The following is a 14,030-nucleotide window of genomic DNA, read 5'->3' as shown; positions in this document are numbered from 1 at the left end:
GACCCAAAATGATTGACCGGCGCAGAGTCACGCAGGCTCTCGCCGGTCTTTTTTTGGCCGGCTTCGGCACGGGCGGCTATGCCGCCGGGTGGGAGCCCGCCCATCAGCGCGTCACCCGTTATGGCCTGACCCCGAAGGACTGGCCGGCAGGGCGAAAGCTCAGGCTGGCGATTTTGTCCGATCTGCATATCGGCGGCCCCTATATGACCATCGCGCGCACGGCGGAGATCGTCGCGCAGACAAACGCACTGCAGCCCGACCTCACCTTGCTGCTGGGTGATTTCGTCGCGAGCCGGGACCGCGCGCCCAACGATCCGGCCATGGCCGAATGGGCGGGCGAACTGGCGAGGCTGCGCCCCCGCGACGGCGTCTTCGCGATCCTCGGCAACCATGACTGGTGGCATGACGAGCCGGCGCTCGCGGCCCAGGGCGGCCCGACGGCGGTCGGGCGAGCGCTCGAAGCTGCAGGTATTCCGATGCTGGAGAACCGGGCCGTGAAGCTCGACACGGCCGCGGGTCCGCTCTGGCTTGCGGGCCTGGGCGACCAGATCGCCTTCGAGACGCTGAGGCAGCGCAGGCGCTACGGCGTCGACGATCTCGCGGGGACCATGGCCCAGATCGCCGATGACGGCGCCCCGGCGATCATGATGGCCCACGAGCCGGACGCCTTCGCGCGGATGCCGGCACGCGTCGCGCTGACCCTGTCGGGCCATACCCATGGCGGACAGATCAGACTGTTCGGCTGGTCCCCAGTCGTGCCGTCGCGCTATGGCAACCGCTACGCCTATGGCCATGTCCGCGAGAACGGGCGCGACCTGATCGTGTCCGGAGGAATCGGGACGAGCAAGGTGCCGGTCAGGCTCGGGGTCCCGCCCGAGATCGTGCTCGTGGAACTGGGCTGACGGAACCATATGACGGACCCCGGATCTGCGCCGCCTGCGCGGCTTGTCCGGGATGACGCCGTGTTTGCGAGCAAAAGACGCACGGTCTATCGGTCACGCTCGGGTTTCCCCCGGCCATCTCAGGACGTGTGAAACCGCAGATTGCTCGGCGATGAGATGGTCGGCTCAAGCCCGACCATGGCGTCGTGGTCTCAGACCACGACGACCTTCGTTCCGACCGGCACCCGGTTGAACAACTCGATCACATCGATATTGCGCATGCGGATGCAGCCCGACGAGGCCGAGCGGCCGATCGTCTCCGGCTCGTTGGTGCCGTGGATGCGGTAAAGCGTGTCCTGGCCGTTCTGGTAGAGATAGAGCGCGCGCGCTCCGAGCGGATTTTCCGGGCCGCCTTCCATGCCGCCGGCGCGCGGGGCGAGATGCGGCCAACGCTTGATCATCTCGGCGGGAGGCGTCCAGCGCGGCCACTCGGCCTTGCGCTGGATCACGGCCTCTCCAGTCCAGCCGAAAGCCTCGTCGCCGGTGGCGACGCCGTAGCGGACCGCCTTCTTGTTCGGCAGGACGTAGTAGAGGAACTTCTCTTTGGTATCGATGTAGATCGTGCCCGGCGCCTGTCCGGTCGGATCGGCGATCTCGTAGGGCAGGTAAGGCAGGTAGGTGTCGAACTTCGGAACCAGCGCAATATATTCGGCATCGCGGGCCGACAGCGCGGGCGCGTTCACGGCTTTGTACTGGCAGGCGCCCAGGAGGGTCGACAGGGCCAGAGCTATGATCGCGGTCTGTTTCATGACGTCCACCAGTTGCCCTAAGGCCACCTTTATGATGAATCGGGAGTTAACGCTTCGTGTCGGCAAGGCCCGGTAGCGCAACTTCCGCGACGCGAAACCTCTAGGCCCGAAACAAATATGGCGCAATCCGGTTCCGTTGATGATGGCGGAATCGGGCGCTTCCCTGTCGACCGTGGCAAAGCGGTCACGCCTCCAGGCCCGGGGCACCCCAAGCGAGGCGAAATCCCTTGACGACCCTGCTGATCACCCACCCGGCGAGCCTGCAACATGAAACCCCGCCCGGCCATCCAGAGCGCGCCGAGCGCCTGCGCGCCATCGAGCGCGCGCTGGAGGATGAGCGTTTCGCGGCCCTGAGTCGAATGAGCGCGCCGCTCGGCACGCTCGATCAGGTGGCCTTGTGCCATCCGCGCGCTTTCGCCGAGGCGATCGTCGCCGCCTCGCCTGATTTAGGTCTCGTCCAGATCGATGCGGACACGCTGATGTCGCCGGGCACGGTCGAGGCCGCCTTGCGCGGGGTCGGGGCCGCGACGCACGCCGTCGACGAGGTCATGCAGGGCCGCGCGGCCAATGCCTTCTGCGCCACCCGTCCGCCCGGCCACCATGCCGAGAGCGTCAAGGCGATGGGCTTCTGCTTTTTCAACAGCGCGGCAATCGCCGCCCGCCATGCCCAGACCGTCCATGGCGCAGGCCGTGTCGCCGTGATCGACTGGGACGTGCATCACGGCAATGGCACGCAGGAGATCTTCTGGGACGATGCCAGCGTGCTCTACGCCTCGACCCATGAGATGCCGCTCTATCCCGGCACGGGCGCGGCCTCCGAGCGCGGCCAGCACGGCACCATCGTCAACGCGCCCTTGCGCGCCGGCGACGGCTCCGACGAATTCCGCGACGCGTTCGGAACCGCGCTGCTGCCGCGCATCGAAGCCTTCGCGCCCGACCTCATCATCATCTCGGCCGGTTTCGACGCGCATTGGCGCGACCCGCTCGCCAATCTCAATCTGAAGGAAGCCGATTTCGCCTGGGCGACGCAGCAGTTGATGGCGATTGCTGACAGGCGCTGCCAGGGCCGGCTAGTCTCGGTGCTGGAGGGCGGCTACGATCTCGACGGCCTGTCGCGCTCGGCTGCGGCCCATGTCACGGCGCTGATGAGAGGCTGACGATGGCGATCTTTGAAATGCGGACCTACACGATCCGCGTCGGCCTGCTGCAGGATTATCTGCGCCTCTATCACGACGAAGGCTTCGCCATTCACTGCCGCTCGCTCGGCCCCACGACCGCGTGGTTCTATTCGGATGTCGGCGAGCTCAATCAGGTCATGATGATCTGGCGCTATGACAGCTACCAGCAGCGCGAGGAGCGGCGTGACCAGCTCGCGGCCGACCCTGAATGGCTCGCCTTCATCCCGAAGACGCGCGCCTATATCGAGAAGATGGAGAACAAGATCATCAAGCCGGCCTTCTTCTCGCCGATGCAGTAGCATCGGGCCGGAAAGTGGAATGCACTTTTCGGACAAATCCGATGCTCAGGTGAGAAGCACCTCGGCAGCCGCTCACTCCAGCGGCTCCGTCGCCGCAATCTCGATGCCGAAGCCAGAGAGCCCGACGAAGGCGCGCGGCGACGAGGCGAGGTTCACGATCGAGCCGACGCCGAGATCGCGCAGAATCTGCGCGCCCAGGCCGACCTCGCGCCATTGCTGCGTGCGCTGGGCGTCGGAACCCTCCTCGACGCTCTTGAGCGGCACGCCGGCCGTCCCGTCGCGCAGATAGATCAGCACGCCCTTGCCGTCCTGCTGGAAGCGCTTCAGCGCGCACTGGATCGAGCCGCCTCCGCCGAGCACATCCGAGACGACATCGGCCCGGTGCAGCCGTGCCGGCACCTTTTCGCCATCGCCGATCTTGCCCATGACGAAGGCGAAGTGCTGGGTGTCCTCGAACGGCGTCACATAGACATGGCCGGTCATCTCGCCGAAGGCGGTCTTGACCGGGAAGGAATGCACCCGCTCGACCAGCTTCTCGCGCGCCTGCCGATAAGCGATCAGATCGGCGACCGTGATCTGCTGCAGCCCGTGCTTGCTTGCGAAGGCCGTGATCTGCGCGCCCTTCATCACCGTGCCGTCGTCATTGGCGAGTTCGCAGATCACCCCGACCTGCGGCAGTTCGGCGAGCTTGCACAGATCGACCGCGGCCTCGGTATGGCCCGAACGCATCAGCACGCCGCCATCCTTGGCGATCAGCGGGAAGACATGGCCCGGCCGCACGAAATCGGTCGCGCCCATATTGCCGTTGGCGAGCGCACGCACGGTGTTGCAGCGCTGCTCGGCCGAGATGCCGGTGGTCAGCCCATGCTTGACGTCGACCGTCACGGTGAAGGCGGTGCCGAGCGGCGCATCGTTCGACGAGACCATTGGATCGAGCCGCAACCGTCGCGCCTCGCCCGACGTCAGCGGCGCACAGACGATGCCGCAGGTGTTGCGGATGATGAAGGCCATTTTCTCCGGCGTGCACAGCGAGGCGGCGACGATCAGGTCGCCCTCGTTCTCGCGATCGTCGTCATCGGTGACGATGACGATCTCGCCCCGCGCGAAAGCCTCGATGGTCTTGGTGACATTGCTGGACATGACAGCCTCGCGCGGCCCGACGAGGCCGAGAAAATCATTGGGGGTGACGGCGCCGCCCGTCGCGGCGGCGATGCGCTCGGCGCTTTCGCGCGAGATCCAGGCGCTCTGGTCGTTGCAGAGAGCCGTGACGCTGGCCGGCGACAGGCCGACCAGCCGCGCAAAGGCGCTGCGGCCGGTCTTGTTCTGCGTGAGCCAAGCGTCGAGCTTCATGCAGGCAAGCTAATACTGGCAGATTTCAGTTGCAATGAAGAAGCCAACAATTTTCACTATGGCTGAATGGCGCATAAGTGCGTTTCCGCCGTTCGGGCCGGCGTCTTGTCAGAGGACGTAAGGCGCTCTTATCCCGGGGTCATCAGTCGGAAAATCTTTCGTATTCCGGGTCACGAGTATTCGTCCGCCGATCTGCGCCGTGGCCCAGATCACCGCATCGGGCAGCTTGATGCGATGCGCTCGCCGCAGCGACACCGCACGGCTGGCGATCTCGTCATCGAGAGCGATGACGTCAAAGCCTTCCAGGAAACGCCGTGTCGGCTCGACGAGATCGGCATCCGCTCCGATCATCACTTCCATCCAGGTGATGATGCTGACCGCCCGGCTGTCGAAGCGCTCGATTTCCTCACGGGCCTGTGGAACAGCGTTCAGGTGGTCGATCAGGATATTGGTGTCGAACAGCGCGCCTACCATTCGCGACGCGCTTTCTCCTGGTAAGCCAGACCATCGACCTTGCGCTGACCCCACAAACCGAAACCACTCTCGACCTGTTCGCGATGATGACGCTCGAGGTAAGTGTCAATCGCTGCCCTAATCAATGCAGCACGCGATTGCCCCATTCGTTTGGCAATGCTGTCGAGGGCTTCGACCTGAGCATCATTCATGTCGATCAAGGCCCGCATCGCTCACTCCCGTGATATGCCCTATGTGTATCATATAGCGCATCGCGATCGACGAAGACAGGGGCTATGTCTGAAATGGCCAGCGCGGCTCGACCAGACCAATCTGCGCGCGATGGCGCAGATACTGGTCCGCGAGCACACAAGCCACCATCGCCTCGCCGACAGGCACGGCGCGGATGCCGACGCAGGGGTCGTGCCGGCCCTTGGTGAACATCTCGGCCTCGCCGCCGGTGCGGGTGACGGTGGCGCGTGTCGCCAAAATCGACGAGGTCGGCTTCACGGCAAAGCGCGCCACGATCGGCTGCCCGGTCGAGATGCCGCCGAGAATGCCGCCGGCATGGTTCGAGAGAAACAGCGGCGCGCCATCGTTGCCGGCGCGCATCTCGTCGGCGTTCTCCTCGCCCGAGAGCTCGGCCGCACCAAAACCTTCGCCGATCTCGACGCCCTTGACCGCGTTGATGCTCATCAGCGCAGCCGCGATCTCGGCATCGAGCTTGCCGTAGATCGGCGCGCCCAAGCCCGCCGGCACGCCCTCGGCGACGATCTCCAGAACAGCCCCGATCGAGGAGCCCGATTTCCTGATGCCATCGAGATAGCCCTCGAACAGGGCAGCGGCCTTGGCGTCGGGGCAGAAGAACGGGTTGTTGCCGACCTCATCCCAGTCCCAGTTGGCGCGGTCGATCTTGTGCGGCCCCATCTGCACCAGCGCGCCGCGCACCACCATGCCGGGGATGATCTTGCGCGCGATCGCGCCGGCCGCCACCCGCATCGCCGTCTCGCGCGCCGAGGAGCGCCCGCCGCCGCGATAGTCGCGGATGCCGTATTTCACGTCATAGGTGAAGTCGGCATGGCCGGGCCGGTACTTGTCCTTGATCTCGGAGTAGTCCTTCGAGCGCTGGTCGACATTGTCGATCATCAGCCCGATCGACGTCCCCGTCGTGACCTGGACGCCGTCGCTCTCGCGCGGAAAGACGCCCGAGACGATGCGGACCTGGTCGGGTTCCTGCCGCTGCGTCGTAAAACGCGACTGGCCCGGCCGCCGGCGGTCGAGATCGCCCTGGATATCGGCCTCGACCAGCGGCAGCAGCGGCGGGCAGCCATCGACGACGCAGCCGATCGCCGGCCCATGGCTCTCGCCGAAGGTGGTGACGCGGAAGAGATGGCCGAATGTGTTGTGGGACATGGGTGGGCCCGAGGCGTTTTCTCCGCGTTCTTTAGGCTGCATTGCCCGGATGCGAAACCCCACCAGGCCGATGCACTGCTCTTGGCAAGGCGAACAAGGCGGCGCATATTATGACTAGAATTCTAGTCAGGAGGTAGCGATGAAAACGGTAGCGATGGCGGAAGCCAAGGCAAACCTCAGCGCATTGGTCGAAGCAGCGGAGGCGGGTGAGACCGTCTGCATCACGCGTCACGGCAAGGCCGTCGCACATCTGACCGCCGCCAAGACCAAAAAGCCGCTCGACGTCGATGCGCTCAGGCGACTGACCGCCTCCATGCCGATGCAGGACGAAGATGGCGGCGAGTTCATGCGCCGTCTGCGCGACGACGCCAAATACTGATGCTCTATCTGGACACGTCTTTGCTGGTGACGGCGATGACGCCCGAGCCGACAACACGAGCTGTCCAGTTCTGGCTCGAGGAGCGCGCCTCTGACGAAATTGCCATTTCGGAGTGGGTTGCGACAGAATTCTCCGCTGCACTCTCGATGAAACTGCGCGCCGACAAAATCAGTGCCGACCAGGTTCGCCAGGCGATGGCTCAATTTTCAAGAATGGCGCTCGATTCAGCGGAGGTTCTGCAAGTTTCAACCGACCATTTTCGACTTGCATCTCGTCTCGCCCAACTCAGCGAGACCGGGCTGAGAGCCGGCGACGCATTGCACCTCGCCCTCGCAAGCACAGCCTTCGCGACCCTTTGCACCCGCGACAAGCAAATGGCCGACGCCGCCACGAAACTCGGCGTCAGCACGATCCTGCTCTGACGGCCTTCAATGGGCCTTCGCCGGCACCGCCGGGGCACCTTCCCAGCGCGTATGCGCCGGCAGGTTCTCGCCCTTCATGATCACGGTGAGCAGGCCGATCTGGGCGAAGTCGCCGACATGGGTGTCGTAGAGCACGGTCGCGCCCGCGCCGACGCAGACGCCGTTGCCCAGCGTGACGCGCCCGACCTTCATGACGCGGTCCTCGTAGAGATGCGTCTGCAGGGCCGAATGAGCGTTGATCGAGCAGAAATCGCCCATCCGCACGCAGTCGAACTCGGTGATATCGGTCGAATCGAGCCAGCAGCCGCGGCCGAACTTCGCTCCGAACAGCTTCAGGCACCAGGGCAGGAATGGCGTTCCGCGCAGATAGTCGAACAGCACCTTGCCGCCGAGCCCCCAGTAGAGCACCGCGACAGCCTCGGTGCGCATCGCCCAGAACGACCACATCGGTTTCATCACCGGCTTGTAGACGCCCATCAGCAGCCATTTGATCGCGGCGCAGATCAGCGCCTGCACGACCGCAATGACGACGCTGGCGGCGATGAAGGCCAGGACGAGGCCGGTCCAGTCGCGATCGACGATCTTCTGCTGCAGCACGAGATCGACCGCCAGCGTGCCGAAGGAGATGAACAGCATCGCCGGAAACGAGGTATGGAACGCCTCGAACACGGCGCGGCCCCAGCGCTTGCCCGCCGATGGCAGATAGGTCCAGTCGGCCCCGAGATCGACCTTCTGCCGGGTCGGCAGCTTGATCGGCGGCGAGCCGAACCAGGTGTCGCCGGCCTGCATCATCTCGTTGGCCGGCGGCTTCGACTTGATGCCGATCAGCACCCGGTCTGGAATGACCGCGCCCGGCGGCACGACGGCGTCGTTGCCGACGAAGACCTGGTTGCCGGTGCGGGTCATGTCGAGGCGCATATAGCCGCGCCGGAGATCCTCGTCGCCGAACACGACCTCGTCGGCGATGAAGTTGCCCGCGCCGATCGCCGTCAGATCGTAGCGGCCCGACAGGTTGGTCGAGATTTCGGCGCCATGGCCGATCCTTGCACCCATGATCCGGTACCAGGCGCGCATGTAGATCGTGGCAAACAGCGAGGACAGCGTCTCCAGCGTCACCTCGGTCGCCAGCGCCACCGTCCATTTGCGGGCGTAGAAGCTCGAATGGATCGACCATGAGCCGGTGGTGACGCGCGGCAGGATCGCCCAGCGCAGCCCCGCCATCAAAAACACGGTGAAGGCGACGAGCCCCATCGCGGTCGGCCAGGTCAGGATCGGCAGGTACCAGAGATAGCTGATGTCGGACCAGGTCGAGATCCAGTCGTCGATCTTGTCGAACAGCCAGAAGGCCGGGAAGATCGGCAGAAGGCTGATCGGCGGCAGCACGAACAGCATCAGGATGTAGAAGCAGGTCATCGCGAAGCGTCGGCGCGCGCTGGCCTGCGACTGCTCCGGCAGCGCCGTAAGGTCGACCATGCCGATCTTGCGGGCGGGCGTGCCGTCCCAGATTTCGGCCTCGCCGACGATCGTGCCCGGCGGCAGCGCGGTCAGGTCGCCGATTTCGGCATGGTCGCCAACGACGCAGCCATGCCCGAACACGGCCGAGGAGCCGCCATAGACGTCCCGGCCGAGCGTGATCGGCCCGAGGATGAACTTGTCGCCGATCGCCTCGCCATTGGCGAAGGTGGTCTTGGAGCCGAGTGTGCTGCCCTCCCCGATCGTGATCAGGTCGACCGCGCCGGCCTCATAGTCGGAGATCAGCACGTCGCGTCCGACCCTGGCGCCGAGCAGGCGCCAGTAGAACCGCATCACCGGCGTGCCCTGGAACCATTTGATGTGGACGAGGCCGGCGACGCGGGAGGCGAACCACCAGCGGAAATAATAAACGCCCCAGAGCGGATAGATTCCGGGTTTGGTACGCCCGAGCACGATCCATTTCAGCGCGATCGAGATCAGCCCGGTGGCGATCATCAAAGCCATGTAGACGCCGAGCAGCGTCAGGATCTGCATGCCCAGCGACAGGTCCTCGCCGGAGATCAGCAGATAGGTGACGAAGATGCCGAGCCACTGCGCCGTCGACAGGCTGATGATGATCGGCAGCACGGCGGCCTGCGCCAGCCCGCACAGGAAGCGGCGCATGAAGGGCGGCGGCGTGAAGGAAAGGTCCAGCGCCTCGGCGACCCCGCGCCCGTCGAGCAGCGCCGCCATGCCGCGCAAGCTGCGCGCGCCATAGACGTCCTGGAGCGTGATGCCGGCATAGGCCGGCGTTTCGCGCACGATCGAGATAAAGCGCGCCGCCAGCAGCGAATGGCCGCCGAGATCGACGAAGAAATCCGCTTCCAATGGCAGGGTCTGCGCGCCGAGCACCCGCTTGGCGGCCTCCAGCAGCGCGGCCTCGGTCGCGTTGCGCGGCGGCTCCTGCTCGCCTGCGGCGGCCGGCGCGGTCAGCGGCGCGGCCTTCAGCATCTTGCGGTCGACCTTGCCCGAAACCATGCGCGGCAGCGAACCGACGGCCTCGAAATGCGCAGGCACCATATAGGGCGGCAACTGGTCACGCAGCGACGCCCGCAGCGCCGCGCCATCAACCGCGATGCCGGGTTCCGCCACGACGAAGGCGACGAGCCGCTCGATCTCGTCATCGGTGCGCAGCACCACCGCCGCCTGGCTGACCCCGGGTTCGCCGGCGAGCTTGGATTCGATCTCGCCGAGCTCGACCCGGAAGCCGCGGATCTTGATCTGGTCGTCGATGCGGCCGTGGAAGACGATGTTGCCGGCGCCGTCGAGGCTGACCGCGTCGCCCGAGCGGTAGAGTACGGGGTCGTCGATGTCGCCGAACGGATTGGCGATGAACTTCTCCGCCGTCAGCTCCGGGCGGCCGTGATAGCCTTTGGCGACGCCGGGGCCGCCGATCAGCAATTCGCCCTGCTCGCCGGGACCGACGAGTTTCATCGATTCGCTGACGATATAGGCCGTGTAGTTCGCGATCGGCTTGCCGATCGTCACGGTCTCGCCGGGCAGCACTTCGGCTGCGGTTGCGACCACCGTCGCTTCGGTCGGCCCGTAGGTGTTGAGGATGCGCCGCCCGGGCCGCGACCATTTCTGCACGATCGCCGGCGGCAGCGCCTCGCCGCCGAGCAGGATCAGCCTGAGCGAGGGCACGTCGGCCGGCAGGATGCCGAGCAGCGTCGGCACGGTGTCGATGACGGTGACGCCGGCCTGCGTCAAAAGCGCCGGCAGCTTCTCGGCGTCGCCCATGGTTTCGGGCGAGGCGACATAAAGCGTGCCGCCGACGAGATAGGGCGTCCAGATCTCCTCCATCGACAGATCGAAGGCCACCGACGCGCCCTGAAAGACGACGTCGTCGGGGCCGATCTCGTAGAAGGCGTTACCCGAGCGCAGGAAATGGCAGATGTTGCGGTGGCTGATGACGATCGCCTTGGGCGTGCCCGTCGAGCCGGAGGTGTAGATCAGATAGGCCGGATGGTCCTTGGTCAGGCCCGCCGCGCGCGCCGGCATGGCGACGCCGTCGTCGCGCGCCGCGAGATCGTCGGGGGTCCAGACGGTCCGGCCCGTGCCTTCCGCCCTGCCGCGCCAACTGCTAGCCGTGACGATGCCCTTGGCGTCGGCGTCCTTCAGGCAGATCGCGATCCTGTCGACCGGGGCCTCGGCGTCGAACGGCACCCAGGCGGCGCCCGCGCGCGCGATCGCGATCTGGGCGATCAGGAGATCGATGCCACGCGGCATCCACAGGCCGACCATGTCGCCCGGACCGACGCCGGCCAGCGCCAGACCGCGCGCCTGCGTGCCGGCTGCAGCCCAGACCGCGTCATAGCTCAGGCTGCGAGCGCCATCGACCAGAGCGGGATGCTGTCCGCGCGTCGCCACGGTCGCGGCGAAGATCTCGCCCAGAACCTCGTCTCGAATCAGGTCGGGACGCTTGTCGCCGGCCAGCGCCGCCAGCGGGCTCGCAGCCGCCACGGCCGCTTTGGCCGACAGGATCGAGATGTCGTTCATCGTGCCCCGCTGCGCCCCGAAAGACGGTTGCGCGGGCCGGGACTGTCATGGTCCCGCAGCCGCGCAGCCCGCATTCTCAGGACGCACCTTTAAGATTCGCGAAAAAGGCACACCCCCCGATGCGCTTTTCCGGCTGTGCCCCCCGGCCGAGCAAGACGCCGCCGCACGTCGTCCCGCTAACATGAACCTCATGCAAAAGCACGACTGAACCCGCGATGAACGACGCGGCGGGCGTCAGACCCAGTCGGCCTTATGGCCGACGACGACCAGCATCTTGCCCTGCCAGATCTCGGCCAGGGACGCCTTCTGCGGCGAAACCGCGCCGACAAGCGCCAGCACCGCGCGCGCCACGCCGCCATGGCTGACGATCACGGTCTCCCGCCGCAGCTCCTCGAGCACCGGCCTGATTCGCTGCGCCAGCATGCTGTAGCTCTCGCCGCCGCCGGGCGGAACGAAGCCCCATTTGTCGCGCTCGCGCGCCTGCGCCTGCTCGCGCTCGGCCTTGCGAACCTCACGCCAGGTCATGCCTTCCCAGGCACCGAAGGTCAGCTCGCGCAGGCGCTCGTCTATGGTGTAGCCGCCCAGTGGCAGGCCGAGGGTCGTGCGCAGGATGTCCATGGTCTCGCACGCCCGCTGCATCGGCGAGCCGATATAGGACAGGCCGGCGAAGTCCGGCACGAGATCGCGCAGGCGGCCGGCGGCCTCGGCGGCCTGAGCGCGGCCGAGCGCATTCAGCGGAATGTCCTGCCCGCCCTGCAGGCGGCCCTCGCGATTCCAGTCCGTCTCGCCATGGCGGATGAGGATGAGCCGGTGCGGGAGCGTGAGCGGGACCATGCCGGGCTCATGCACGCTGATGCTGCCCGCGTCAAAGCCCGTGGCGACGCCGGGTCATGCGCTGCGGCCATGGCGGGCTGGCGAAGGCAAGCCTGCCCGCGCTTTCTGTTGGCCGGAGCCCGCCTTGCCGTATATAGGCGGCACTCCGCCGCAGCAGATGGTCCACGCCCTTTTGACGCCCAAGGCTCTCACCTTGCCAGATGGTCGCAGGCTGGCGCTCGGCCCGGCGCCCCTGTTGATGGGCATCGTCAACGTCACGCCCGAYTCCTTCTCCGGCGACGGCCTGCTCGCGGGCGGCGGTGATGCGGTCGCCCATGGCCTGAGGCTGGCGGCGGAGGGCGCGGCGATCCTCGATGTCGGCGGCGAATCGACCAGGCCCGACCATGCACCGCTCGATGCCGCAACCGAGCTTGCCCGCGTCCTGCCGGTGATCGTGGCCCTCGCCAAGGATGGACCGACGCCGCTCTCGATCGACACCTGGAAAGCGGAGGTCGCCGATGCGGCCCTCGCGGCCGGAGCCTCGATCGTCAACGACGTCTGGGGCGCGCAGCGCGACCCCGCCATCGCCGGGGTCGCGGCCCGTCGCGGCGCGCCGATCATCCTGATGCACAACCGTGAGACCGTCGATCCCGACCTCGACATCCTCTCCGATGTGATGGCCTTCCTCGAACGCTCGATCGGCATCGCGCGCGCCGCCGGCGTGCCCCATGGCCAGATCCTCGTCGACCCCGGCATCGGCCGCTTCGGCAAGACGGCGGAGCAGTCGTTGACGCTGCTGCGCAGCCTGTCGCGGCTCGCCGGGCTCGGCTGCCCGATCCTGCTTGGGGCCTCGCGCAAATCGGTGATCGGCGTCATCACCGGCCAGCAGGTTCCCGCCGAGCGCGTCGCCGGCAGCATCGCCGCCCATCTTCATGGCGTCGCGCAAGGTGCGGCGATCATCCGCGCCCATGACGTCGCCCAGCACGCGCAGGCGCTGAAGGTATGGTCCGCCCTGACACTGCCAACGGAAGCCTGAGCCATGAGCGAGACCGGCAGCATCCTGATCGAGAAGCTCGACATCTACGCCTATCACGGCTTCTTCTCGGAGGAGGAGCGGCTGGGCCAGCGCTTCACCCTCGACATCGTGCTGGCGACCGACATCCGCGCCTCGGCGATCAGCGATTCACTCGCCGACACGGTCGATTACGGCAAGGTCGTCGCGCTGGTGATCGAGACCTTCACCGCAAGGCGCTTCAACCTGCTGGAGGCCGCCGCGCGCTCGGTCGCGCTTGCTGTGCTGGCGGCCTTTCCCCCGGTGAGCCGCGTCGAGATCACCCTGCGCAAGCCAGCTCCGCCGATTCCGGCGACGCTGGCGGCAGTCGGCATCAAGCTGGATTTCCGGCGTGAGGACTGAGGCTGCGCTTGGGTTGGGCGGCAATCTCGGCGATCCCGTCGCTGCTTTCGCAGCCGCGCTGGCAGCATTGGCCGGTCATCCCGGGATCGCTGTCAAGGCGACCTCCTCGGTTTACCGCACTCCACCCTGGGGCAAGCTCGACCAGCCGGAATTCCTCAACATGGCCGTGCTGCTCGACACCAACCTGACCGCGCAGGCACTACTGGCGCTCGTGCTGGCCATCGAGAAGAGCCAGGGCCGGGAGCGTAGCGAGCGCTGGGGGCCGCGCACCCTCGACATCGACATCCTGAGCTACGGCGCAGAGGCGATAGATGAGCCCGGCCTGCAGGTGCCCCATCCCCGCATCGCCGAGCGCGCCTTCGTACTGGCCCCCCTGGCGGAGATCGCACCGGAGATGGTGATAGGCAGACGCAAGATCGGCGATCTGCTGGCGGCGCTGGCCGACGAAGCGATCAGGCGCGATGTGGAGGCAACGTCGAGGATGAGTTCCTTCGGAAACTCCGCGTCATCCCGGACAAGCGGCGAAGCCGCGCCGATCCGGGATCTATCATAAGGCAGGACGGCGCTCGACGATGGATCCCGGGTCTGCGCTTCGCTTGCCCGGGATG

The 14,030-nt window shown here is 66.4% G+C and carries 15 protein-coding genes; 8 read left to right on the top strand and 7 right to left on the bottom strand.

Features of this window, described 5'->3' with window-relative positions; all coding sequences use genetic code 11:
• Nucleotides 1-8: 8 nt before the first annotated feature.
• Complete coding sequence (locus tag AC1DZY_RS19750; protein WP_476821854.1) at nucleotides 9-902, top strand: metallophosphoesterase; 894 nt, start codon at nucleotides 9-11, stop codon at nucleotides 900-902.
• Nucleotides 903-1,093: 191 nt separating this feature from the next.
• Here AC1DZY_RS19750 and AC1DZY_RS19745 read toward each other — a convergent pair whose 3' ends face one another.
• Nucleotides 1,094-1,690 (bottom strand): L,D-transpeptidase, encoded by a 597-nt coding sequence (locus tag AC1DZY_RS19745; protein WP_476821853.1) that lies wholly within the window; start codon nucleotides 1,688-1,690, stop codon nucleotides 1,094-1,096.
• Between the two features lie 227 nt (nucleotides 1,691-1,917).
• Here AC1DZY_RS19745 and AC1DZY_RS19740 point away from each other — a divergent pair, with 227 nt between their 5' ends.
• Together AC1DZY_RS19740 and AC1DZY_RS19735 are read left to right on the top strand one after the other, a co-directional pair.
• On the top strand, nucleotides 1,918-2,847 hold the full coding sequence (locus tag AC1DZY_RS19740) for a histone deacetylase family protein (RefSeq protein WP_476821852.1): 930 nt from the start codon (nucleotides 1,918-1,920) through the stop codon (nucleotides 2,845-2,847).
• 2 nt (nucleotides 2,848-2,849) lie between these two features.
• Nucleotides 2,850-3,167: an NIPSNAP family protein gene (locus AC1DZY_RS19735; RefSeq protein WP_476821851.1), complete on the top strand. Its 318-nt coding sequence runs from the start codon at nucleotides 2,850-2,852 to the stop codon at nucleotides 3,165-3,167.
• Nucleotides 3,168-3,239: 72 nt separating this feature from the next.
• On the opposite strand, the gene ribB is transcribed toward AC1DZY_RS19735, so the two are convergent.
• The 4 genes from ribB to aroC all read right to left on the bottom strand — a co-directional run bounded on the left by ribB (nucleotide 3,240) and on the right by aroC (nucleotide 6,383).
• A complete protein-coding gene (gene ribB, locus AC1DZY_RS19730) occupies nucleotides 3,240-4,517 on the bottom strand; it encodes a 3,4-dihydroxy-2-butanone-4-phosphate synthase (protein WP_476821850.1) in 1,278 nt (425 codons plus the stop codon).
• Nucleotides 4,518-4,625: 108 nt separating this feature from the next.
• On the bottom strand, nucleotides 4,626-4,991 hold the full coding sequence (locus tag AC1DZY_RS19725) for a PIN domain-containing protein (RefSeq protein WP_476821849.1): 366 nt from the start codon (nucleotides 4,989-4,991) through the stop codon (nucleotides 4,626-4,628).
• The gene (locus AC1DZY_RS19720; protein WP_476821848.1) at nucleotides 4,985-5,200 is read right to left on the bottom strand and encodes a ribbon-helix-helix domain-containing protein; all 216 of its coding nucleotides are present in this window, start codon (nucleotides 5,198-5,200) and stop codon (nucleotides 4,985-4,987) included. The genes AC1DZY_RS19725 and AC1DZY_RS19720 overlap by 7 nt, the downstream gene beginning before the upstream one ends.
• Before the next feature lie 64 nt (nucleotides 5,201-5,264).
• A complete protein-coding gene (gene aroC, locus AC1DZY_RS19715; protein ID WP_476821847.1) occupies nucleotides 5,265-6,383 on the bottom strand; it encodes a chorismate synthase in 1,119 nt (372 codons plus the stop codon).
• Between the two features lie 139 nt (nucleotides 6,384-6,522).
• Between aroC and AC1DZY_RS19710 the strand changes: the two genes are divergently transcribed.
• Nucleotides 6,523-6,762, top strand: coding sequence for a type II toxin-antitoxin system Phd/YefM family antitoxin (locus tag AC1DZY_RS19710; protein WP_476821846.1), 240 nt, complete (start codon nucleotides 6,523-6,525; stop codon nucleotides 6,760-6,762).
• Nucleotides 6,762-7,184, top strand: a complete 423-nt coding sequence (locus AC1DZY_RS19705) for a type II toxin-antitoxin system VapC family toxin (RefSeq protein ID WP_476821845.1) — start codon at nucleotides 6,762-6,764, stop codon at nucleotides 7,182-7,184. The genes AC1DZY_RS19710 and AC1DZY_RS19705 overlap by 1 nt, the downstream gene beginning before the upstream one ends.
• A 6-nt stretch (nucleotides 7,185-7,190) precedes the next feature.
• On the opposite strand, the gene AC1DZY_RS19700 is transcribed toward AC1DZY_RS19705, so the two are convergent.
• Together AC1DZY_RS19700 and AC1DZY_RS19695 are read right to left on the bottom strand one after the other, a co-directional pair.
• Nucleotides 7,191-11,195, bottom strand: a complete 4,005-nt coding sequence (locus AC1DZY_RS19700; RefSeq protein WP_476821844.1) for a Pls/PosA family non-ribosomal peptide synthetase — start codon at nucleotides 11,193-11,195, stop codon at nucleotides 7,191-7,193.
• Between the two features lie 234 nt (nucleotides 11,196-11,429).
• Complete coding sequence (locus AC1DZY_RS19695) at nucleotides 11,430-12,029, bottom strand: histidine phosphatase family protein (protein ID WP_476821843.1); 600 nt, start codon at nucleotides 12,027-12,029, stop codon at nucleotides 11,430-11,432.
• A 157-nt stretch (nucleotides 12,030-12,186) separates the two neighbouring features.
• Between AC1DZY_RS19695 and folP the strand changes: the two genes are divergently transcribed.
• Genes folP through folK form a run of 3 tightly spaced genes read left to right on the top strand, consistent with a single transcriptional unit; the run spans nucleotide 12,187 to nucleotide 13,975 of the window.
• Nucleotides 12,187-13,044 carry a dihydropteroate synthase gene (gene folP / locus AC1DZY_RS19690; protein ID WP_476821924.1) on the top strand — a complete coding sequence of 286 codons (858 nt, stop codon included), beginning with the start codon at nucleotides 12,187-12,189 and terminating at the stop codon, nucleotides 13,042-13,044.
• 3 nt (nucleotides 13,045-13,047) lie between these two features.
• Nucleotides 13,048-13,422 (top strand): dihydroneopterin aldolase, encoded by a 375-nt coding sequence (gene folB / locus AC1DZY_RS19685; RefSeq protein ID WP_476821842.1) that lies wholly within the window; start codon nucleotides 13,048-13,050, stop codon nucleotides 13,420-13,422.
• A gap of 13 nt (nucleotides 13,423-13,435) precedes the next feature.
• A complete protein-coding gene (gene folK / locus AC1DZY_RS19680; protein WP_476821841.1) occupies nucleotides 13,436-13,975 on the top strand; it encodes a 2-amino-4-hydroxy-6-hydroxymethyldihydropteridine diphosphokinase in 540 nt (179 codons plus the stop codon).
• Nucleotides 13,976-14,030 lie beyond the last annotated feature (55 nt).

It is taken from the genome of Allobosea sp. P2_A10 (assembly GCF_056405115.1).
Note: the sequence above shows the minus strand (reverse complement) of the source record. Positions and strands in the feature narration are given on the sequence as shown.